16 protein-coding genes and 1 tRNA gene are annotated in these 21,575 nt (G+C 36.7%); 3 read left to right on the top strand and 14 right to left on the bottom strand.

Translation table 11 applies throughout. The features are described 5' to 3' along the window. Positions 1 to 127: 127 nt before the first annotated feature. The 10 genes from ACFSQ0_RS03030 to polA form a co-directional block, all read right to left on the bottom strand. Positions 128 to 2,524 carry an efflux RND transporter permease subunit gene (locus ACFSQ0_RS03030; RefSeq protein ID WP_379043924.1) on the bottom strand — a complete coding sequence of 799 codons (2,397 nt, stop codon included), beginning with the start codon at positions 2,522 to 2,524 and terminating at the stop codon, positions 128 to 130. Positions 2,525 to 2,585: 61 nt separating this feature from the next. Next, the gene (locus ACFSQ0_RS03025; protein ID WP_379043921.1) at positions 2,586 to 5,021 is read right to left on the bottom strand and encodes a DUF5686 family protein; all 2,436 of its coding nucleotides are present in this window, start codon (positions 5,019 to 5,021) and stop codon (positions 2,586 to 2,588) included. 74 nt (positions 5,022 to 5,095) lie between these two features. Further along, the gene (frr, locus tag ACFSQ0_RS03020; protein WP_379043918.1) at positions 5,096 to 5,650 is read right to left on the bottom strand and encodes a ribosome recycling factor; all 555 of its coding nucleotides are present in this window, start codon (positions 5,648 to 5,650) and stop codon (positions 5,096 to 5,098) included. 46 nt (positions 5,651 to 5,696) lie between these two features. Continuing rightward, positions 5,697 to 6,404 (bottom strand): UMP kinase, encoded by a 708-nt coding sequence (pyrH, locus tag ACFSQ0_RS03015; RefSeq protein WP_147861614.1) that lies wholly within the window; start codon positions 6,402 to 6,404, stop codon positions 5,697 to 5,699. Positions 6,405 to 6,674: 270 nt separating this feature from the next. Then, positions 6,675 to 7,640 (bottom strand): translation elongation factor Ts, encoded by a 966-nt coding sequence (tsf, locus tag ACFSQ0_RS03010; protein ID WP_379043915.1) that lies wholly within the window; start codon positions 7,638 to 7,640, stop codon positions 6,675 to 6,677. A 97-nt stretch (positions 7,641 to 7,737) separates the two neighbouring features. Beyond that, on the bottom strand, positions 7,738 to 8,508 hold the full coding sequence (gene rpsB, locus ACFSQ0_RS03005) for a 30S ribosomal protein S2 (RefSeq protein ID WP_147861612.1): 771 nt from the start codon (positions 8,506 to 8,508) through the stop codon (positions 7,738 to 7,740). Between the two features lie 160 nt (positions 8,509 to 8,668). Then, entirely contained in the window at positions 8,669 to 9,055 is a 387-nt protein-coding gene (gene rpsI, locus ACFSQ0_RS03000; RefSeq protein WP_147861611.1) for a 30S ribosomal protein S9, read from the bottom strand. Continuing rightward, positions 9,056 to 9,511 carry a 50S ribosomal protein L13 gene (rplM, locus tag ACFSQ0_RS02995; protein WP_379043911.1) on the bottom strand — a complete coding sequence of 152 codons (456 nt, stop codon included), beginning with the start codon at positions 9,509 to 9,511 and terminating at the stop codon, positions 9,056 to 9,058. A 232-nt stretch (positions 9,512 to 9,743) separates the two neighbouring features. Continuing rightward, on the bottom strand, positions 9,744 to 10,370 hold the full coding sequence (locus ACFSQ0_RS02990; protein ID WP_379043908.1) for a hypothetical protein: 627 nt from the start codon (positions 10,368 to 10,370) through the stop codon (positions 9,744 to 9,746). A 58-nt stretch (positions 10,371 to 10,428) separates the two neighbouring features. Next, on the bottom strand, positions 10,429 to 13,266 hold the full coding sequence (gene polA / locus ACFSQ0_RS02985) for a DNA polymerase I (RefSeq protein ID WP_379043905.1): 2,838 nt from the start codon (positions 13,264 to 13,266) through the stop codon (positions 10,429 to 10,431). Between the two features lie 186 nt (positions 13,267 to 13,452). Between polA and ACFSQ0_RS02980 the strand changes: the two genes are divergently transcribed. Both ACFSQ0_RS02980 and ACFSQ0_RS02975 read left to right on the top strand, forming a co-directional pair. Further along, positions 13,453 to 14,676 (top strand): metallophosphoesterase, encoded by a 1,224-nt coding sequence (locus ACFSQ0_RS02980; RefSeq protein WP_379043902.1) that lies wholly within the window; start codon positions 13,453 to 13,455, stop codon positions 14,674 to 14,676. Between the two features lie 65 nt (positions 14,677 to 14,741). Continuing rightward, a complete protein-coding gene (locus ACFSQ0_RS02975; protein WP_379043899.1) occupies positions 14,742 to 16,238 on the top strand; it encodes a hypothetical protein in 1,497 nt (498 codons plus the stop codon). Between the two features lie 138 nt (positions 16,239 to 16,376). Here the strand turns inward: ACFSQ0_RS02975 and ACFSQ0_RS02970 are convergent, their stop codons facing one another. Next, positions 16,377 to 17,003 (bottom strand): polysaccharide deacetylase family protein, encoded by a 627-nt coding sequence (locus ACFSQ0_RS02970; protein WP_379043896.1) that lies wholly within the window; start codon positions 17,001 to 17,003, stop codon positions 16,377 to 16,379. A 6-nt stretch (positions 17,004 to 17,009) separates the two neighbouring features. Then, positions 17,010 to 20,327, bottom strand: a complete 3,318-nt coding sequence (locus tag ACFSQ0_RS02965) for a DUF2723 domain-containing protein (RefSeq protein WP_379043893.1) — start codon at positions 20,325 to 20,327, stop codon at positions 17,010 to 17,012. Positions 20,328 to 20,508: 181 nt separating this feature from the next. Here ACFSQ0_RS02965 and ACFSQ0_RS02960 point away from each other — a divergent pair. Next, positions 20,509 to 20,581 (top strand) — tRNA-Gln (locus ACFSQ0_RS02960). Positions 20,582 to 20,620: 39 nt separating this feature from the next. Here the strand turns inward: ACFSQ0_RS02960 and ACFSQ0_RS02955 are convergent. Beyond that, positions 20,621 to 20,749, bottom strand: a complete 129-nt coding sequence (locus ACFSQ0_RS02955) for a transposase (protein ID WP_449288681.1) — start codon at positions 20,747 to 20,749, stop codon at positions 20,621 to 20,623. A 540-nt stretch (positions 20,750 to 21,289) separates the two neighbouring features. Beyond that, positions 21,290 to 21,568 carry a hypothetical protein gene (locus ACFSQ0_RS02950; RefSeq protein WP_379043890.1) on the bottom strand — a complete coding sequence of 93 codons (279 nt, stop codon included), beginning with the start codon at positions 21,566 to 21,568 and terminating at the stop codon, positions 21,290 to 21,292. Positions 21,569 to 21,575: the final 7 nt, after the last annotated feature.

Below are 21,575 nucleotides of genomic sequence, written 5' to 3'. Positions count from 1 at the left end.
CCCCCCCCCCTTTTTTTTTAATCTTTAAAAGATTGGGTTTAATTTTTAAATTAAGCATAATTTTTATGTAAAAGAATTGGGGTAAATATAAAAATTATAATAATTAGACCCAACTGGATAATTGGTTTTATTCCTTTTCCTCCATTTCTTCTGGTAGAATTTCTAAGTTTGGTTCTTTAAAATCTTCTTTATTGGCAATGCTTCTTGCTAAAGAAAGTAATAAAGAAGGGAGCAGAAGTAGGTTAGAAAGCATCGCAAATAGCAAGGTCGCAGAAACCAATCCGCCTAATGCTTTAGTACCTCCAAAACTACTAATCATAAAAACAGAAAAACCAAAGAAAAGCACAATTGAGGTATAAAACATACTTACGGTAGTTTCGCGCAAAGCGGGGTAGACCGATTTGCTAATTTTCCAGTTTCTAGCCTTGAGTTCTTGCCTGTATTTAGCCAAAAAGTGAATGGTATCATCTACCGATATACCAAAAGCAATACTAAACACCAAAATAGTAGATGGTTTGATAGGAATGCCTAAAAAGCCCATCATACCTGCGGTAATAAGAAGAGGGAGTAAATTGGGAATTAGTGATATGATAATCATTTTGAATGACCTAAACATCCAAGCCATAAAAATAGCAATAAGCAAAATGGCTAAAGACAATGACATTACAAGGTTTTTAACCAAATAATTGGTTCCTTTTTGAAAAACCAGAGCCTTACCTGTCATGGTAATTTCATAGCGATCTTCGGGAAAAAGCTTGTTGATTTTTGGCCATATTTGATCTTCAATAGCCTCCATTTCTTCGGTGCCAATATCTTTCATAAAAACCGTCATTCGGGCAAATTGCCCCGTAGAATCTATATAGGCATTTAGCTGATTGCTGCCTTCGGTATTTACACCCTTTAAGTACGGGAAAATAAAATTTTTCTCTTGTGAAGTAGGTAATTGGTAGTATTTTGGGTTGCCGTTGTAATAGGCTTGTTTGCTATATTTCACCAGTTCTACCATCGATACGGGTTTAGACAGTTCTGGGTATTCGGCAAGCAGATCTTGTAGATCGCGCATGCGTTTAAGCGTGCTTAATTTGGTGACTCCTTGAGGTCTTTTAGTGTCAATCAAGAGCTCGAGTGGCATAATTCCATCAAATTCTTCTTCGAAGAATTCGATATCTTTAAAAAAGGCCGCCTCTTTTGGCATATCCTCGAGTAAACTACCCGAAACCCTAATGGTGTAAATGCCAATAATACTTATTACCAAAGCACAAATAGAAACTATATAAATAGTGATGCGTCTATGCTTTACCATGCGCACAATCCAATTTTCAAAGCCTTCTATCCAGGTTTTTCCTAAATGCCTCAAATGCCGTTCTTTGGGTAAGGCCAAATAGCTGTAAATTATAGGTATAATCAAAAGGCTAAGAATAAAAATAGCCACTATATTTATTGAAGCTACAATACCAAATTCTTTGAGCAAGGTGCTTTCTGTAATAATAAAAGTAGCAAAACCAGAGGCGGTAGTTACGTTGGTCATCAAAGTTGCATTTCCAACCTTAGCTATAACCCGTTGCAATGATTTAGCTTGATTTCCATGCTTTTTTATTTCTTGCTGGTATTTGTTAATCAAGAAAATACAATTAGGAATTCCAATTACAATAATAAGTGGCGGAATAATAGCGGTTAAAACGGTTATTTCATAATGCAGTAAACCTAAAACTCCAAAAGCCCACATTACTCCAATAATTACCGTAAGCATAGAGATTAAAGTGGCGCGCACCGATCTAAAAAAGAAAAAGAAAATAAGTGAGGTTACCAATAAAGCTCCTCCTACAAACCATTGAATTTCATCGATGATATTTTGCGAGTTAAGCGTACGGATGTAAGGCATTCCCGAAACGTGAATTTTTATATCATTTTCTTCTTTAAATTCATCTAAGACCGGTTGTAGTTTTTCGAGTATAAAGATTTTTCTTTCTTTGCTATTTACAATGGCCTTATCTATGTAAACTGCGGTTTGTACCGTATTCGATTTTTTGCTGTAAACCAGGCCTTCATAAAAAGGCAATTTTTCAAATAAATGGGTTTTGAGTTTTTGGGCTGCAGCCGAATTGATAGCAGTACTGCTGTCAATTACAGGAACTAACTCAAACCGTGCTGGGTTTTCAAACTTTTTTAATTGTTTTAAATTATGTAAACCTAGCGTATGTTCAACCTCTTGAAAAGTACTTAACTTTTTAGCAAGTTGATTCCAAGCATTTAGTTTTTCTGGCGTAAATAAAAGCGAATCATTGGTTGCGATGAGTAAAACATTGCCCTCTTCGCCAAATGTATTTACAAATTTTTGATACTCTTGGTTAACTGGATGATGATCGGGTAGCAGGTTGGCCTCGGTGTAAGAAAACCGCATATTTTTCCATTGCATTGCCAAAAAAGTGGTCATGGCCACAATTCCTATAATAATAAGGATTCTATTTCTTAAGATAATACGCGCTATGGTATTCCAAAAACCAAAACTAAACAGCTTAGACATGAGTATGAATTAAGGCTGCAAAGGTATAAAATGATACCTAATAATATAGTGATTTTAGCAATTAAAGCTTGAAGTAAAAGGTGAATTTTAGACTGATATTATCTTCTAATTGAGGCAGGTGATAGGCACCGTAGCGATAGGCAAAGTTTAATCCGAAACCAAAAAGTATATTGTTCAATTCTATACCGGCTTCGTGATAACCTTTGTTTAGCGTATTAAAACGCACCCCGAGATGCCTGTCTTTTGCATCAAAATCACCAATAGCGTGGCGCGAGATAAATACCAGTTGAGGTTGAATACGCTGTGATATAGTAAAGGGGCGTAATTTATGCTTTATTTGTAAACTAGCCTGTTTGTCGCTAAAAAACTCACTAAAATACATGGTTTCAAAGGTTCGTCTACCCGCCACAGAAAACCGATTCATAACGGTTTCTTTATTGGGGCTGTTTGGGAAAGCATGAAAAGTATGGGTAAGCGGTAAATCTCCAAAACCTGCGTTGGCTTCGGCAATGAATTCGGTGTTTACTTGAGTAATGCGTTCTATGGTATATTGCATTTTAAGTCCTAATTTGGTATAGTTGTAATCACCGTTAAGTACTCCTTTTATAGCTCGCTCTAGCTGGAAACTGAATTGCGGATAGCCCACCTCGACTTCTATATTTTTGTTTGGCGCTTGTAAAAATGTACTTTTAGGACTGTACCTAAAACTTGCTGTAAACGCGGTAATATCATAGGCTTTTCTGGCGCGCTGATTGTCGATGTAGCGGTAACCACCAGTCTGATTGATATTGGTTTTGGCTACCTTAAATTCGCTTAAAAGCGAAGGGGCAATTTGGTGTTGCAGGTTAGCTTGATAAGATTCGTATTTGTAGTAAAAGTTGATGTTTACCAGGCGAGGCTCAAATAGTGAATAAACGCGAGCATCTGTGAGGTATTTAAAAGTTCCTATTTCTTCAATATCATTTATATAACTCAGGTTTAACCAAGTATTTTTATTGGGGTTTAGTTGATAGCCTGCACCAATTTTATATTTAAAAGCTCGGTCTTTAAACCCATAAACGCTGTATCCATCAATTCTAAAGCGTTTAGCAAAATTTTGATTAGTTACTCCCCCAGCGCCCAGCCTAAATCCTTCGTAATCGTTGTATTTAACAAGTGTGCGTAAATCGAGATTAAAAAAACCTATGGGCAAATAACCGATGTTGAAATTTTGAAGTAGATTAATCTTTCGGTCAATATCTTGTTGCTCTATTAGCTGCTCCACACTTTTAAATGTTCGTTGATCTCTGGAGGAGTAGGGGATGCTCCTATTTTGCTGCCAAAACTCAGTACTTCGCTCAGTTGCCTTGGCGGCTAAGCTAATGGCCGCTTTCTGGTTTAATAGTGGCTTTTCACTATTAAACTTCCAGTTTGAGTTAGTGCTAATAGCTTGTAAATATTGTGGTTTCTCATTAGACTTGTTTGAAGTAAGACTACCTAAACTAATGCTTCCGCCAAAAATGGATACTTTTTTACCTCCAGTTCCTGGTTTTAAAAGAATTTCATTTCTTACAGGAAACCAAATATCTTGCTCGGAAAGATAGGTGAAATTTTGCGTGGCCTCTATTTCTAACTCTCCTTTTAGTTGACCTACAGCTTTTTGGAGTCCATAGTTTAAAGTGTCGATGTATAACAAGCCTTCTAATGAGGCTACGGTTTTTTGGCGTTTGGGTTGAAAGTAAATAACGTACGCAGGGCGGGTACTTTGGGTGGTGTCTAGTACTTTATAACGATAGTTTCTAAAAGTATTTTTTGCAAGAGGGCCGGCATAGTCATTTCCAAAAATTGTATATTTTTCTTTATACCAAGAAGGTGATTGAATGTTTAATGAGAGCATTTCGAAAACGGGTTGTTTGAAACCGGCTGTTCTGGTGCCTAAAATTTTCTCTTGTAAGCCTTTGTCTTTTGTATATTCAAAATTGCTAAATTCTTCGGTTAAATAAGCGCGGCCTTGATTTAAAATGGTAGAAACACTGGTATTTGTGGTGTCTAAGTCAACTTGAAAACCTGCTTTTTGGTTATCGATAATTAATTTGAGGTAGTTATTGTAGCTGTAATTTTTAAATTTAAGATCGGGGTCGTTGTACGCTTTTTGCTGAATGCTTTTATTAATAATACGTTGAGCGAGTTGTTGGGTTGAGGTTACAAAAACTTCCTCGAGTTTTTCTGGGTCTGGTTCAAGTTGGATAAGATAATAGGGGTTAGAACTAATCTTTATCTTTTTACTGATGTAGCCCAAGTAACTCACCTTTAAATATCCTTGCTTTTGGCTAACATTGAGATTAAAACTTCCGTCAATATTGGAGAGTTCGGTTTGATTTTGGTTCACCCATTCAATTCTAGCATAGGGTATAGGAGTTTGATCTTCTTGCGATACTATTTTACCTCTAAGAAGGTGTTGGGCATGCGCAAAGCTCCCAACCAACAACAAAAGATAAAGAATTTTAAACCTATGCATAAATAAATATATAAGATGCAAGTAAACAAAAAAAGCGACAAGATTGTCGCTTTTAAAAGATTTTAGCAAAAGAATTAAACCGTCATAATTTCTTTTTCCTTTACTTTTAGAATGGCATCTATTTGAGCGATGTGTTTATCGGTAAGCTCTTGCACATCGGCTTCAGCTCCTTTAAGCATGTCTTCAGATAGATCTAATTTTTTCAATTCGTTGTTGGCGTTTTTACGATCATTACGTACACCCACTTTGGCATCTTCGGCTACAGCTTTTGCTTGCTTGGCTAGTTCTCTACGACGTTCTTCGGTTAAAGGGGGAACATTGATAATTACACTTTCTCCGTTATTCATAGGGTTAAAGCCTAGGTTGGCATTCATAATCCCTTTTTCAATTTCGGGAATCAATGATTTTTCAAATGGCTGAATAGAAATGGTACGTGCATCTGGGGTGTTGATATTTCCCACCTGGTTAAGCGGTGTTTTGCTTCCGTAATACTCTACCAAAACTGAACTCACCATATTAGGACTAGCTTTACCGGCTCTAATCTTAATCAATTCTTTTTCTAAATGCTTAATAGCATTTTGCATGGCCTCTTCGGTGCTGTCTATAATTAATTCTATCTCTTCGTTCATGGTTTTACAATTTATAAACTGGTTGTCAAATATACGATAAGTCTTTTTACAGGTTTACTTTAGTACCAATGTTTTCGCCGTGTACTACTTTTAATAAATTACCGGGCTTGTTCATATCAAATACAATTATCGGCAATTGGTTTTCTTGGCTCAAGGTAAAAGCGGTAGTATCCATAACTTTTAGTCCTTTGCGTAGTACATCATCAAAAGTAATAAAATCAAATTTTGTTGCTTCGGTGTTCTTTTCGGGATCTGCTGTGTAAATACCATCTACTCTTGTACCTTTTAAAATGACATCGGCATTGATCTCTATGGCGCGTAGTACAGCTGCAGAGTCTGTAGTGAAATAAGGATTACCTGTACCACCGCCAAAAATTACCACACGGCCTTTATCTAAATGTCTCATAGCCTTTCGGCGGATAAAAGGTTCGGCAACTTCATTAATTTTTACTGCTGATTGCAAGCGAGTAGGAATTCCGGCATCTTCACAAGCACTTTGTAGGGCTAAGCCGTTGATAACCGTGGCTAACATCCCCATGTGGTCGCCTTGAACGCGATCCATACCTTTGCTGGCTCCGGCAACTCCTCTAAAGATATTACCACCACCAATTACGATGGCTACTTGTACTCCTTTATCGGTAACCGATTTAATTTCTGCGGCGTATTCGGCGAGTCTTTCTGGGTCAATCCCATACTGGCGATTGCCCATCAAAGCTTCTCCAGATAGTTTTAATAAAATTCTTTTGTATTGCATAAGTTGTGTCGTAAAGTTGCGCAAATATACGCATATTCTAAAGTTTGAAAAACGGCATGTAAAAAAACCATTCATTTAGCTGGACCTTTTTGGGGTAGGAATAATGTTCTTGGCTTTAAATTTTGTTATTGGGGATAGAGTAGAATAGCATTAATTGAGTGGTAATCTTGGGTTTAACTTTTTTAGCTTAAAAACAGTCTATTTAAGTGCAAAAAAAAGCCCACAACTTTTGAGTTGTAGGCTTATATAAAATAGGAGTTCTACTTAAAATTATCCTAAGGAAACACGCTTAAATTCAGTAATGTTAACCTCTCCGTAAGAAGCTACATACTCGGCTACGTTTTTCTTATCATCTTTGATAAAAGTTTGATCTAATAAGCACATTTCTTTATCAAGAGTAGTGTTATCAGATAGGAAACGATCCATTTTACCTGGTAAGATTCTATCCCAAATTTTCTCTGGTTTTCCTTCAGCTTTAAGTTCTGCTTTCGCATCTTCTTCGGCTTTAGTCATTACTTCGGGAGTAATTTGTGACATAGAGATAAACTGTGGTACGTTTTTCTTGGTTTTTCCTAAACGCTCAAGCTCTATATTTCCTTTTTCAATTTCAGCAATTCTAGCTTCGGTTTCAGAAGCTACGAATGCAGGGTCAAGATCTTTGTAAGACAATGCTGTTGCGCCCATTGAGGCAATTTGCATGGCAACATCTTTACCTAAGGTTTCTGCGTTATCTACTTTAGCAGAGAATCCAACTACAGCAGCAATTTTGTTAATGTGCACGTAAGACGCTACAAAAGGAGCTTTAACTACCTCAAAAGCATTAATATCTAATTTTTCACCAATAACTCCAGTTTGCTCAACAAGTTTATCGGCTACACTCATCCCGTTAAAGTCTGCAGCTAAAAACTCTTCTTTAGTTTCATAGTTTAAGGCCAATTCGCCCAACTCACTTGCTAATTGCAAGAAATTCTCATTTTTACCTACGAAGTCAGTTTCGCAACCTAAAACAATAGCTACACCTTTGTTTTCTTCGGCGTTTACTTTGGCTACAGCAGCTCCTTCAGAAGACTCTCTGTCTGCTCTTTTTGCCGCTACTTTTTGCCCTTTTTTACGTAATACTTCAATAGCCTTGTCAAAGTCACCTTCGGCTTCTACTAAAGCTTTTTTACAATCCATCATACCGGCACCGGTAGATTTTCTTAATTTATTTACTTCTGCAGCAGTTATTTTTGCCATTTTTTTCAGATTTTAATTTTAAAAAGCAAAGTCGTTTGCAACTCTATTTTACAATAAAATTACTAAACGACTTAGCATAGATTATAAAACGATTATTTTATTTGTCTTCTTGAGTTGCCTCTTTAGTTTCGGCTTGTTTTTTTGCCGCTTTAACTTCTTTTTTAGCGTCTTTGTCTGCTTTTCTTTCTTGCAAACCGTCAACTATAGCATCTGAAACGTAAGAGATTACTTTCTTAATTGATTTAGAAGCGTCATCGTTTGATGGGATTACGTAATCTACCTCACGTGGGTCAGAGTTGGTATCAACCATCGCAAAAATAGGAATGTTTAATTTTTGAGCTTCTTTAATCGCGATATGTTCACGAGTGATGTCTACTACAAATAGTGCTCCAGGTAAGCGTGTCATATCAGAGATAGAACCTAAGTTCTTTTCTAATTTTGCACGTAAACGGTCTACTTGTAAACGTTCTTTTTTAGAAAGTGAGTTGAAAGTACCATCTTTTTTCATTCTATCGATAGAAGCCATTTTCTTTACGGCTTTTCTAATCGTAACAAAGTTGGTAAGCATACCTCCAGGCCAACGCTCTGTAATGTACGGCATATTTGCTCTTTCAGCTTCTTCTGCAACAATTTCTTTTGCTTGTTTTTTGGTAGCTACAAATAAAATTTTTCTACCGCTGGCAGCGATTTTGCTAAGGGCGTTTGCCGCCTCTTCCATTTTAGCTGCACTTTTATATAAGTTGATGATGTGAATCCCGTTGCGCTCCATATAAATGTAAGGCGCCATGTTGGGGTTCCATCTTCTTGTTAGGTGACCAAAGTGTACACCTGCATCAAGTAATTCTTTAACTTCTACTTTGTTTGCCATTTTTGTAATAGTTTACGTTCTGTTGAGATAGCAATAAACAAGTGGCTTACTTGTGTAATGGCCTTGCCTATTTAGATGCTAAACTAACTTCCGCTTTAAGCGAAATAACAACAAATACTTTAAATTTAAAATTGATTTTTTAATTCGTTCCAGAAATCGATTAACGTTTCGAGAATTGGAATTTCTTACGTGCTTTCTTCTGACCAAACTTCTTACGCTCAACCATTCTTGGGTCTCTAGTAAGTAAGCCTTCTGGTTTTAAAGCCGTTCTGTTTTCTTCGTCGATTGCACACATAGCTCTTGCAATAGCTAAACGTACAGCTTCTGCTTGACCAGTAATACCACCTCCTTTAACGGTAACATTTAAGTCGAAAGCTTCTTCGTTACCAGTTAACATTAAAGGTTGGTTTACTTTGTATTGTAATGTACCTGTTGTGAAATAATCGTTAACCTTTTTCTTGTTTACTGTAATTTCACCTTTACCTGCTTGTACGAATACACGTGCTACGGCAGTTTTTCTACGACCTATTTTGTGAATTGTCTCCATTTACACCAGTTCGTTTAAGTTAATATTCTTTGGTTTTTGTGCTTCGTGCTCATGCTCAGAACCTACATAAACCTTTAAGTTTTTGAATAAGGCAGAACCTAACTTGTTTTTAGGTAACATTCCTTTTACAGCTTTTTCAATAACTCTTCTAGGGTCTTTTTCAAATAAGCCAGCTGCATTCAAGCTTCTTTGTCCGCCTGGGTATCCAGTGTAACGGATATACTCCTTAGCTTCCCATTTTTTCCCTGTAAGGTTGATTTTTTCTGCGTTTATAACGATTACGTTATCACCACAATCAACATGCGGGGTGAAATTAGGCTTGTGCTTTCCTCTGATCAACTTTGCCGCGATCGAAGAAAGACGACCTAACGATTGTCCTTCTGCATCTAACACAACCCACTCCTTATTCACGGTGCTTTTGTTGGCCGATACGGTTTTGTAACTTAATGTATTCACACTAAATAAATTTATAAATTAAACATTCCTTTCCCATTCCCGATTGAGGGAAATGGGTTGCAAAAGTACGATTTTTAATTTATTGAACAAGCCTGTCTTGTTAATTTTTATGTGAAGAGACTCAATTTCAATTGTTTGATTTGTAAACAAGGCTTTAAAGACAAATGTTTCACTGCTCTATATGTTATTAAAAATGAGAAGCTGTGTGTTTTTGGAAAAAAAAGGCATACTTTTAAAGAAAGCCGGCCTGTTTTAATTCTTTTTGAATGCCAGTAATATCTTCTGGGATATGATGAACGTTTAACCAATTAAAGTCTAAACCGTGGTGGATACACTTTTTTGTTAACAACTCATTTTTTACTATATTTTCTGATAATTCTTCTAACAGGGGTTGAAATTCTAAGTGTAGGTCTTGGTGCATCTTTTTAATTTGAACCAAGCATTTAAAGATGCGTTTAATGATGTAAATATAAAATTTTTGACTAGCATAAAGGTTACTATTTTCAAATAACGAGGTGCCATACTTCAACAAGTTGTTGAGCATTAAAAGATTTAAATATACTTCGCCAAATTGATCTTTGGTAGTGCGACTGTGATCGCTGATTTCTGAACTGAGTCGGCTGGTGAATACCTTTAGTTGGTTGAGTGAAACCGATTCTTGTGCAATTTTTTTACTGATTTTTAAAATATGTTGCTCTAAGATAGCTCTGCGCTCATCTACATTTTTATCATCAATTAACCTAAAATGCAATTGCTTGATTAGGTTTTTGTCCTTTTTAAGCAGACGCAATAAGAGTTGGTCTTTTTCTTTTTGTGACAAGGCTAAAACCGCTTCTTTAAAATCGATTGAAAATTTCATAAGCTATCTTTTTAAATTAATAGTAAGGTGATGGCTTAACTTGGTTTTTGAAAATATATTAATGCGCTTCAAGCCAGTTATTGCCTACACCAACCTCTACATCAAGTGGGACACTTAATTTAAAAGCGTTTTCCATTTCATATTGTACCATTTGCTTTAATTCTTTCAACTCGGACTTAGGTACATCAAAAATCAATTCATCATGAACTTGAAGCAGCATTTTAGATTTTAAATTCTTAGCTTCTAACTGGTTTTGAATATTGATCATGGCAACTTTAATGATGTCTGCTGCGCTACCTTGAATGGGTGCATTTACAGCATTGCGCTCTGCTGCACTGCGCACGACATTGTTTTTTGCATTGATGTCTTTAAGATATCGGCGCCTACCTAATACGGTTTCTACATATCCGTTTTCTCGCGCAAACTCAATTTGTTTATCAATATAATCGCGTAATTTGGGGTAAGTTTTGTAATAGGTTTTAATCAAGTCGCCAGCTTCACTCCGGCTCATATCGGTTTGATTGCTTAAGCCGAAAGCCGATACGCCATAAATTATCCCAAAGTTTACGGTTTTTGCGTTGCTTCTTTGCTCGCGGGTTACATCGGCTAAGGGTACATCAAAAACTTTTGCAGCAGTAGAGGCGTGTATGTCTTCACCGTTTTTAAAGGCTTCGATCATGGTATCTTCTTGGCTCAGCGCAGCAATGATGCGCAACTCAATTTGGGAGTAATCGGCGGCTACCAAAACGTGATTTTCATCTCTTGGGATAAAGGCTTTTCGAACCTCACGACCGCGCTCGGTGCGAATAGGAATATTTTGCAAATTAGGATTGTTACTGCTCAATCGGCCTGTGGCTGCTACAGTTTGCATGTATTCGGTATGAATTCTACCGGTTTTCTCTTGTATTTGTTGTGGTAAAGCATCCACGTAAGTGCTCTTTAGTTTCATTAATCCGCGCCAAGCGAGAACATCAGCGATAATTTGATGCTCGCTAGCCAGATAAGATAAAACATCTTCTGCCGTAGAATATTGACCGGTTTTGGTCTTTTTGGGTTTTTCTACCAACTTTAATTTACCAAATAAAATTTCGCCCAATTGCTTGGGAGAGCCAATATTAAAAGATTCCCCTGCTTCTTGATATATTGTTTTTTCTAGAGCCAGAATATCTTTTTCTAAGGCTTGGGAGAGTTGCTCTAGAAAATCTTGATTCACTCGAATGCCTTCTAATTCCATTCTTGCCAATACCTTTACCAAGGGTAACTCGATCTCTTCATAAAGTTTTTTGGTCTGGGTGGCTTCTAATTCTTGACCAAAATACTCTTTGAGTTGAAAGGTGATGTCGGCATCTTCTGCAGCATATTCTTTTTGTTGCTCTAGCGGAACCTCGCGCATAGAAATCTTCTTTCTTCCTTTACCTATGAGTTCTTCAATGGGTTGCGGACTGTAATTAAGGTAGGTTTCTGCTAAAACATCCATATTATGACGCATGTCTGGATTGATAACATAATGCGCTAACATGGTATCAAAAATAGGACCTTTAAGCTCCATGCCATATTGAGCCAATACCTTAATGTCGTATTTGAGATTTTGTCCCACTTTTATAATGCTTTCGTGGGTAAAAAATACTTCTAATTGGTCAAGTAAAGCATTGGCTTCTTGGCGATCTTCGGGAAAGGGAAGATAATAGCCTTTGTTTTTGTTCCAGCTAAAGGCTATGCCTACCAATTCGGCTTCAAAAGTGTTGAGTGAAGTGGTTTCTGTATCAAAACAAACCGCAGGTTGCTTTAGCATTTGCTTGATAAAAAGTTCTAAAGGTTTGCCGGTTTCTATAAGTTGATAATAATGCGCTGTGTTTTCTAGATTGCGATAACCCGTGAAATCTGAAGTGTCTAAATCTTCCTGATTTACCGCATTACCAAATAGCGAAAATTGACCGCTACCAGCAGTAGGTTTTTCTTGGCTTGTTTTATTGGCTTCTGGAGTGGTTAGACCGCCATTGTTGTTGCTTTGCTCGTTATACATTTTAAGGAACTGCTCACTTAAACGCCTAAATTCTAACTCTTGAAATAAAGCCATTAGTTTTTCGGTGTCGGGTGGTGAGAGTTCAAAATCTTGCTCATCAAATTCTACATCGCAATCGGTAAATATGGTGGCTAGTTTTTTAGAAAGTTTACCTAATTCTTCATTGGCTTGGACTTTCTCTTTCATTTTACCTTTAAGCTGGTCAATGTTTTCATATAGGCCTTCCATGCTACCAAATTGCTTAATAAACTTTTTAGCCGTTTTATCGCCTACGCCAGGTAAACCTGGAATATTGTCTGATGCATCTCCCATCATCCCGAGGTAATCGATAACCTGCTCGGGCTTTTCAACGCCAAAACGTTTTTTAACCTCCTCAATGCCCCAAATTTCAATCGCATTTCCCATACGTGCCGGTCGGTACATAAAAATGTTTTCACTTACCAATTGACCAAAATCTTTATCTGGGGTAACCATAAAAACTTGGTAATCTTTTTTTTCGGCCTGTTTGGCTAAGGTTCCTATAATATCATCGGCTTCAAGTCCTTCTAATTCTATTACCGGAATATGCAATGCCTTTAAAATATCTTGAATAATGGGAATAGATTGCCTGATGACATCTGGCGTTTCATCTCTATTGGCTTTATATTCTCCAAACATTTCGGTACGGGCCTTACTTCCTCCCTTATCAAAACAAACTGCAAGATGATCTGGTTTTTCACGCTTAATCACATCGAAAAGCGAATTTACAAATCCCATGATAGCCGATGTGTCTTGGCCCTTTGAGTTTATTCTAGGGTTTTTTATCAAGGCGTAATATCCTCTAAAAATTAGCGCATAAGCATCTAATAAAAACAGTCTTTTTTGCTGGGCCATAATTTCTGGTATTTAGAAGCGTAAAGCTACACGATTTTTTATCGAAAATAAAATTAAGAAGCTGTAATATGACGCGCTTGTGTGCGTACTATTAGATGTGTTATTCTTGTACAGAAGTTAATTATCTCCAAATTAAACCTTAAAAAGAGCAATATAAGTTAGTTTTGTAATCTCAAAATACAAAAAATGCGCTGGATAATTTTTATACTTTTTTATGCTGCAATTAATTTTTATAGTTACCAAGCTATTAAAACCTTAAGCAAGAATTTTTGGGTACAGGCTTTATTTATAGGCTTAAGTCTTATTTTTTTGGGCTACTTTTTATTTTATTGGTTACAACCGGCAACAGGAAGCGTTTTTACTGGAAAACGTAGTGTTGCTTTTGGTCTGCTCTTGAGTTTTATGGCTGCCGAAATGGTTTTGATTGCTTTTTTAATGGGGGAAGATATCATTCGTACCTTAATTTTTTTAAAAAATAAAATAGTTCATCCAGAAGTCGCTCATTTGCCTGGCCGAAGAAAGTTTGTAAGTACGCTGGCTTTAGGATTGGCAGCTATTCCTTTTGGTTCTCTGCTTTACGGAATGTTTAAAGGAAAGTATAATTATAAGGTACTCACCTATGAGATTAACTTTCCCGATTTACCAGAGGCATTTGATGGTTACCAAATTACCCAAATAAGCGATGTGCATAGCGGTAGTTTTGATAATCTAAAGAAGGTGAAATATGCAATAGATTTAATTAACCAACAAAAAAGTGATGCTATCTTTTTTACAGGCGATTTGGTGAACAATACCGCCGATGAAATGGAAGCTTGCCAAGAGTTATTTGGTGAACTTAAGGCTAAAGATGGTGTTTTTTCTGTATTAGGGAATCATGATTATGGCGATTATGTGCATTGGGATTCACCTCAAGAGAAAAAAGAGAACTTAAATCGCTTAAAATCTATTCAAAAACAAATGGGATGGAAGCTATTATTAAACGAGCATACGTACATCCGTAAAGGAGATGCTAAATTGGCTGTTGTGGGTGTAGAGAATTGGGGAAAAGGCGGTTTTGTGAAGCATGGCGATTTAGATCGCGCTGCAGCGGAATTAAGCAAAGAAGAATTTAAAATACTTTTGAGCCACGATCCGAGTTACTGGCAAGAGAAAATAAAAGCACACGAAAAAGAATTTCAACTTACCTTAAGTGGTCATACACATGGCATGCAATTTGGTATTGAAATACCCGGTTGGTTCAAATGGAGTCCGGTTAAATACCGATACGAAAATTGGGCTGGACTCTACAAAGAATTTAATCGTTATCTCTACGTAAATCGAGGGTTTGGCTACCTGGCTTACCCCGGTCGGGTAGGAATGTGGCCCGAAATTACCGTACTTAAATTGAAAAAAGCTTCTGCAAATGTTTAAATTTTAACGTTTAAAGCACAAAAATTATAGATTAAGTGTTTATATTCGATTTTAAAATAGATAAAATGAAATCGATAACCTTATATCTTTTATTGTTAATTACGTTAAGTGGTTTTGCTCAAGTAGGTATAAACACCGACAATCCTCATAGTAGTTCTATTCTTGATGTGCAAAGTGAGGCTGCGGGTGTTTTATTACCTAGGGTAGCCCAAGCGTCTCGTGATACTCTAACCAGCGGTATTGCCAATTCTTTGCTGCTATTTGATACCGATAATAACCAATTTTATTACAACGCTGGCGATGAGACCACCAGTAACTGGTTGGCCTTATTGAGCAGTGAAAGCAAACGCGATAATCACGTGTTGGTTAAAAGTGAAAGCGATTTACCCGCACCAAGTGGCGGTGTGATTACGCTAGACAGCCAAACGCTCTATGAAATAAACGGAACCGTTACCTTAAGCGCCAGTATAGATTTAAATGGAGCTTACTTAATTGGGCAAGATACCAATGAAGATGTTTTAAACTATACCGGTAGCAGTAGTCTATTTGTTGGTGATGCCTCAGGAAGTTTAAGGAGTGTAACCTTGTTTAATGGTAGAACGGGAAGCCTGTTTAATCTAACAGCAGCCTCATCAAGTGAACGTTTGATAGGACAGAGTGTTTTGGTAAGTGGTTTTAACTCAATCGGAAGTGTATCTGGTTATGGTTTAGTGTTTTTTAATGTTTTTCAGTTTATCGATAATGCCGATGGAATTACTTATACCGACATAAACAGCTTACTTCTTAATAACATAGGATGGCAAATTAATAACACCGGTACTTATGAAACTTTTACAGGAACGTTTAATTTTATTCAAAAATCAAGCGGTTTTTCTTACGTCGGTGCTAGTTCAACGGGAATTGATGTAAGTAGCAATCCAATTTTAGATAAGGGTGTGATTAAGGATGTTGTTTTTAGTGGTTCTGGAGATTTTGTAAAGCCCTACTCGGGTTCTAACACTTATCCTGGTTATAATTTTGATATAAACTGGGATGTCGATTGCGTAGGGATACCTCGTGAATCAGATAATAATGCTTCGGGAAACATCTACATAACAAGGAATTCTACCACTGGCAATCCTTCATTTAACGTCAGTACTGCGGTACCGATAGATGCACAGATTAGTGCTGGGCAGCTTTTTCGCTTTTCAAACTCTACTTCCAATGTTACCGGTACCAATAATGTGTTGGTTTATGAAGGGAAGGAACCTAGAACCTTTACAGTAACGGGTAATTTATCGTATCAGTCTACATCTACTAATAATGGAGATGCAACCATTCACGCCTTCTATATTAGACGTTTTGACAGTGCTGGAGCCAATATAGAAATACCATCTGGTACAGAAATTTACTCTGAAGTGGGTGACCATCCTGATACAAGGGTTCGAACTGTACCGCTGGGAGGAAAGGTAACCTTAAATCCTGGTGACTACATACAAATCTATGCGCAATATATAAGTACTAATGGAACAACTGCTCGAAATCAAATTCGAATTTATTCGGTTAGCTTAACGCTAGAATAAAATCTTTCAGCTACTAGAAAACACGAGACCAGTTTCTTTTAAGATCTTGGTATAAAAATAGCCGTGAAAATCATCGGGTATTTTTGAGTATTTACTTTTAAACAACTTAAAATTAAAACAACTTTCTCCTTTTCGGATTTAAGGAAGTGATTTAAAACAATATCCTGCTTGGGAGAAATATTCTAAGGTATTAGGGAGTAATATTTTAAGGTTTTTTTCGGCTTTCAAGCTGTCGTGAAATACTAAAATGCTACCCGGGCCTGTATTTTTTTTGATGTAATCCCAACGCTTGTGTAAGCAAATATTTGGTTTGTAATCTAATGTGAGAATATCCCACATAACAATTTGATGGCTTTGTGCAATACGTTTTGCCTGTTTTGCCTTAAGTTTACCATAGGGTGGTCTAAAAAGCAATTTTTGATCTGATGAAGATTTAATAAGATTCTCGCACTTTTCGGTGTTTTCTATATAGACTTCATTATTGGTTTTCCATCCGTTTAAATGGTTGTAGGTGTGGTTGCCTACGCGATGGCCTTGGGTTATAATTTTTTTGAATACCTCGGGGTGCTTTTTTATATTTTCTCCTATGCAAAAAAAGCTTGCTTTAGCCTCATAATTTGCCAATTGCTCTAAGACCCATGGTGTTACCTCAGGGATTGGCCCATCATCAAAACTAAGATAAATTGATTTTTCCTCGCTTGGCATATGCCATAGACGTTTGGGAAAAATCAATTTACCAAGTTGAGCAACTGCATCAATAATCATTTTAAACTACAAGGGTAAACTGTCAGGATTAACCAATAAATTATCATCTGGTAGATTAGGTTGGACATCATCTTCTTTCAGACTACTCGACTCTTCTAGAGATTCGTTTTCTAGCATAGATTCATCATCTCCATAAAAATGATTAAACAAAGTGAGGTGTTTGTTGAATGCTTTAACCTTCTCTTCGAATATTTCTTCGTCTTGGTTGATAACCAATAAATCGATTAAACTACGGTAACGCTGAATGTTACTTACAATCTCATCTCCTAGCATATACTGGCGTTCTAAATCAAGCTGACTATAGTAAGCCAAATACTCTTGGTATTTCTCTGCGGTTCTATTCCATAAATCTCTAGCCAGTTGTTTTTCTCCTACCTTATAATAACCGTCAATAAAGGGTTCTACCAATGAGTAATACCCAAATTTATCAAGCGGCATTTTTTCCATGGCTAAATTGATAATTTCAAGCGCTTTTTCCTCTTCTCCGGCAGCTAGCAAAGACTCTGTTAAACGTGCTAGATTACTGCGGTAAGTGATTGCGTTTTTACGCGTTTCTGGGTCGTGGTATATTTTATCGCTACCGCTGTTGCCCCATTCCCAATTGCTTACAATTGAGTACATTTTTTCGTGATCTATTCTCCCCATCGAAAACGGATCTTTAGGATCTACTGGGGTTCTAATAGGAACAAGCTTATAGCAAACCCCATCTAATTGCAGATAGTCTTTCATCCATAAATAATCATCGTCGCCAAAACTCCCTCCTGTAAAATACACCGGACGCTTCCACTGCGTATTAGCCACTACATCGAGCATAAGCAACCTGTTTTTATAAAGAATCTGACTGTTGATTTCTATATCTATATAAGGCACAATCTCATCTGCGTCTTCGGGTTTAACCAAGCCGCTGTTAAGGGCATTTTCTTTGTTAACGGGTAAGCGTAGCGTTTTGGCGGGAAAAGTATTTATTACCTGACCATTGGCTAGCTCAGCTTGGGTACTAGGATGGTCACTTTTGATATATTTTAGCCAGTCGCTAATCATTAACGTGTCTGAAAGTCTTGGATCTTGGGAGTAACGAATATACTCATTGGTCCCGTAGCGGTAATTTTTATTCTCAAGGGTAGTGCGTATGGGTTCGCTTTCATAAGCCTTAACCCGCATTTGATCAATATACCAGTCGGTTGCAAAAAGACTGGTGTTAATCACCCTTACATCGGTTCGGTAATTTTCGATCTCTTGCACATACCATAAAGCAAAAGTATCGTTGTCACCAATAGTGAATAATATGGCGTTTTCATCTACAGAGTCGAGGTATTTTTTAGCCATGGCCTGAGCGGTATATCGGTCTGAACGATCATGGTCGTCATAATTTTGCGAAATTAAAACACCGGGAACTGCCAATAGACATACCAAGCCAATACTGCTGGCAGCTATTTTACTTGGAATATAATTTCGTAGCTTATGATAAATGGCGTAAACCCCCATTCCAATCCACATTGCAAATACATAGAAAGAACCTACAAGGGCGTAATCTCTTTCTCGAGGTTCGAAGGGGCGCTCGTTGAGGTATATTTTTAGGGCAATTCCTGTAAACAAGAAGAAAACCAATAAGACCCAAAAGCCTTTCACTTCTCTTTGTGCGTGAAAAAGCAATCCGATAAGGCCTAAAATCAAAGGAAGGAAAAAATAGGTATTTCGACCTTTATTATTCTCAACATCACTCGGCAAATTAGCTTGAGTACCTAAGCGTATTTCGTCTATAAAATCGATTCCGCTAAGCCAGTTACCGTGTAAATCGTTTAATCGACCCTGGATGTCATCTTGTTTCCCAACAAAGTTCCACATAAAGTAACGCCAATACATATACCCTATTTGAAACTCGATTAAATACCTGAAGTTTGAAACATCTGAAGGTTTTTGAACTACGAGGTAGGGACTAAATTGCTTTAAAAAACTGATGTAGTCTTCGTTGTTTAAACGGCCTAACGCATACTCTTTTTTAAATTGGTTTACCGTTTGAATTAATTGTTCTTCTTGTTGGTATTCTGGACTTATGGTAAACTCAATGGGGCCGGTATACTCCATATAGTTGGCCATATGTTCTGTACTCCACATACGAGGTAAAAAGGTTTTATGCTCTTTACTAGAATTTTGTTTGGCATTTTTCCAGTTGTTTACAATCTCATATTTTCCTGTGGTCTCGTTTTCTTCATATTTGGGTTTATCATCGATATAAGGATTATCGGCATCTAGACTACCAAAAATATCAGTAAACTGGGGTCCGTAAAACAACTTAGTTTCAGGATATTGCTCTCGATTATAATAAGCGAGTAGTTCACGAGCATTGTCGGGTCTATTTTCATTGATTACTGTTCCTGCGTTGGCACGGATAGGGAGCATGATCCAAGATGAAAATCCTATGAAAATGAATAAAATACAAAGTAAAACCGTGTTGATGTGAATATAATTTTGCTTTCGCGTATAATTCAATCCAAAATAAAAGAAAGCCACCAAAGCTAGTGCTGCAATTATAGTTCCCGAGTTAAAAGGTAAACCTAGACTATTGACAAAAAACACCTCGGCTTCACCAAAGAATGCCAGCGAGTAAGGTAAAAGTAATTTGAATATAAACATTAGAATACCTACCACTACTAGATTGGCAATGATAAAGTTCTTAACGGTGATATTTTTTACGTTTTTAAAATAGTATAAAAAGCCAATAGCGGGAATGGTAAGTAAGCCCATAAAATGAACACCAAAACTAAGTCCTATGATAAAAGCGATTAAAATCAACCAACGATTACCTCTGGGTTTAAACATATCGCGTTCCCATAAAAGGCCTACGTAAAAAAGAATCGCCATTAGGCAACTGGCCATTGCATATACTTCAGCTTCAACGGCACTAAACCAAAAACTATCGGTAAAGGCAAAGGCTAAAGAACCTACTAATCCGCTGGCTAAAACCGCTATTTTTTCACCTGATTTTAATTGTTCTGCTGGTCCGCTGATTTTTTGAACCAATAGCGTTATCGACCAAAACATAAATAAAATAGCAAAAGCACTAGAGAAAGCCGATAGCATATTTACAGTAAAGGCTACCGTTTCGGCATCAGGAGCAAAGGTGGAGAAAAAAGCTCCCATCATTTGAAAAAGCGGTGCTCCTGGCGGATGCCCAACTTGTAATTTGGCTGAGGTAGCGATATATTCGCCTGCATCCCAAAAACTAGCGGTGGGTTCTAGGGTTAAAGTGTATACGGTGAGGGCTATAAAAAAGCTAATCCAACCTAAGGCTTTGTTCCAAAAAGTAAAATTAAATTCTTTCATTGAGTTTTATATTGTAAGCTTGGCTATGCAACTAAAAATTAATCGGTTTATTTTCTCTAAATTCAAAAATAATACTGGCGAAGGTACTAAATATTGTTTGAAGAAAATTTTTTTAAAAAAAATTAAATTTTGTTTTGGACAATTGAAACTTTCCTTTATATTTGCAACCGCAATCAAGCATTGGCCTATGGTGTAACTGGCAACACGTCTGGTTTTGGTCCAGAAGAGTCTAGGTTCGAGCCCTAGTAGGCCAACAAAAATCCCAATTCATTTAGAGTTGGGATTTTTTAGTTTTAAGCAAATAATTTTTCAAGTCTATACAGAAAGAATTCAGTTCTTCTTACTCCTCTTAATTGAGCTCTAAATGCTTTAATTTTTGAATTAAAAGATTCTGCTGATGCATTTGTACGGATCAATCCCATTTTCTGGGTTTTTGATTTTTTAAGCAAATAATTTTTCGAGAAGATAAATCGTTCATAAAGTCTTGTAATTTAAGTCCGAGATGGTATTTAAATTTTATTTCTTATTTAATTCTTATTTGCTTAGAGATGCTATAGTCTTTTAGTGTACTAACTCTAGGTCAAAGCAAGGTTTAAACCAAATTGTTTTAATTCTAAATCTATTTTGGATCTATTATGAGTTTACTTTAGTCCACAATATAGTGGACTGACTGTGGACTCACTGTGGACTCAGTGTGGACTCACTATACTTTTGACTAGAGACTGTTAAGGGGAAATTAGGAGTTTGGTAAGTGCGACGGCTAGCTTACACTGCTTAGCTCTCGTAATTCATCTATAGCTATTAAATTTTAGAGGGCAGAATGCTTCGATCGAAGAGAATTAGTAGTTTATTTAGAGGGTTTTTGAAAGCGCTTAGGTTACAATATGCATATAATGATAAATACTGTAAATTTTTAAAAGGGGATTAAAAATTTAGGATTAAGAAAATCAATTTTTTATTTATTACTCAGCCTTTAGGTTTGGATTTGCGGTTTTTTGACTTTTGAACTGATGCAATTCAGCCTTATTTTCAATTTCGCATCGGGTTGGTTCATTGTCATCCTCAAACTCATCACTAAAAATATACTTATTTCCCTTTAAAATAAATAAGCAAATGAGTAAGACGCTTGAAAGAAAGAAAATAAATTTTATATATAAATTATTTGTTGCATACAAAGTGTAGTAGGCAAAACCAGAATGGCTGCCTAATATCAAGAAAATATAAGCTATTCGTAGCAACATTTTTTTC

Source organism: Mesonia sediminis (assembly GCF_042684705.1).
In the GTDB taxonomy this organism is placed as follows: domain Bacteria; phylum Bacteroidota; class Bacteroidia; order Flavobacteriales; family Flavobacteriaceae; genus Mesonia; species Mesonia sediminis.
This window is presented reverse-complemented; position numbering and strand designations above follow the sequence as displayed.

Coding starts and splice junctions, on each gene's coding strand:
- ACFSQ0_RS03025 (WP_379043921.1), bottom strand. CDS start 5,021: ATGCATAGGTTTAAAATTCTTTATCTTTTGTTGTTGGTTGGGAGCTTT.
- ACFSQ0_RS02955 (WP_449288681.1), bottom strand. CDS start 20,749: ATGGGATTGATCCGTACAAATGCATCAGCAGAATCTTTTAATTCAAAA.
- tsf (WP_379043915.1), bottom strand. CDS start 7,640: ATGGCAAAAATAACTGCTGCAGAAGTAAATAAATTAAGAAAATCTACC.
- ACFSQ0_RS02950 (WP_379043890.1), bottom strand. CDS start 21,568: ATGTTGCTACGAATAGCTTATATTTTCTTGATATTAGGCAGCCATTCT.
- ACFSQ0_RS02975 (WP_379043899.1), top strand. CDS start 14,742: ATGAAATCGATAACCTTATATCTTTTATTGTTAATTACGTTAAGTGGT.
- ACFSQ0_RS02970 (WP_379043896.1), bottom strand. CDS start 17,003: ATGATTATTGATGCAGTTGCTCAACTTGGTAAATTGATTTTTCCCAAA.
- frr (WP_379043918.1), bottom strand. CDS start 5,650: ATGAACGAAGAGATAGAATTAATTATAGACAGCACCGAAGAGGCCATG.
- rpsB (WP_147861612.1), bottom strand. CDS start 8,508: ATGGCAAACAAAGTAGAAGTTAAAGAATTACTTGATGCAGGTGTACAC.
- ACFSQ0_RS02965 (WP_379043893.1), bottom strand. CDS start 20,327: ATGAAAGAATTTAATTTTACTTTTTGGAACAAAGCCTTAGGTTGGATT.
- ACFSQ0_RS02980 (WP_379043902.1), top strand. CDS start 13,453: ATGCGCTGGATAATTTTTATACTTTTTTATGCTGCAATTAATTTTTAT.
- ACFSQ0_RS03030 (WP_379043924.1), bottom strand. CDS start 2,524: ATGTCTAAGCTGTTTAGTTTTGGTTTTTGGAATACCATAGCGCGTATT.
- rpsI (WP_147861611.1), bottom strand. CDS start 9,055: ATGGAGACAATTCACAAAATAGGTCGTAGAAAAACTGCCGTAGCACGT.
- pyrH (WP_147861614.1), bottom strand. CDS start 6,404: ATGCAATACAAAAGAATTTTATTAAAACTATCTGGAGAAGCTTTGATG.
- polA (WP_379043905.1), bottom strand. CDS start 13,266: ATGGCCCAGCAAAAAAGACTGTTTTTATTAGATGCTTATGCGCTAATT.
- ACFSQ0_RS02990 (WP_379043908.1), bottom strand. CDS start 10,370: ATGAAATTTTCAATCGATTTTAAAGAAGCGGTTTTAGCCTTGTCACAA.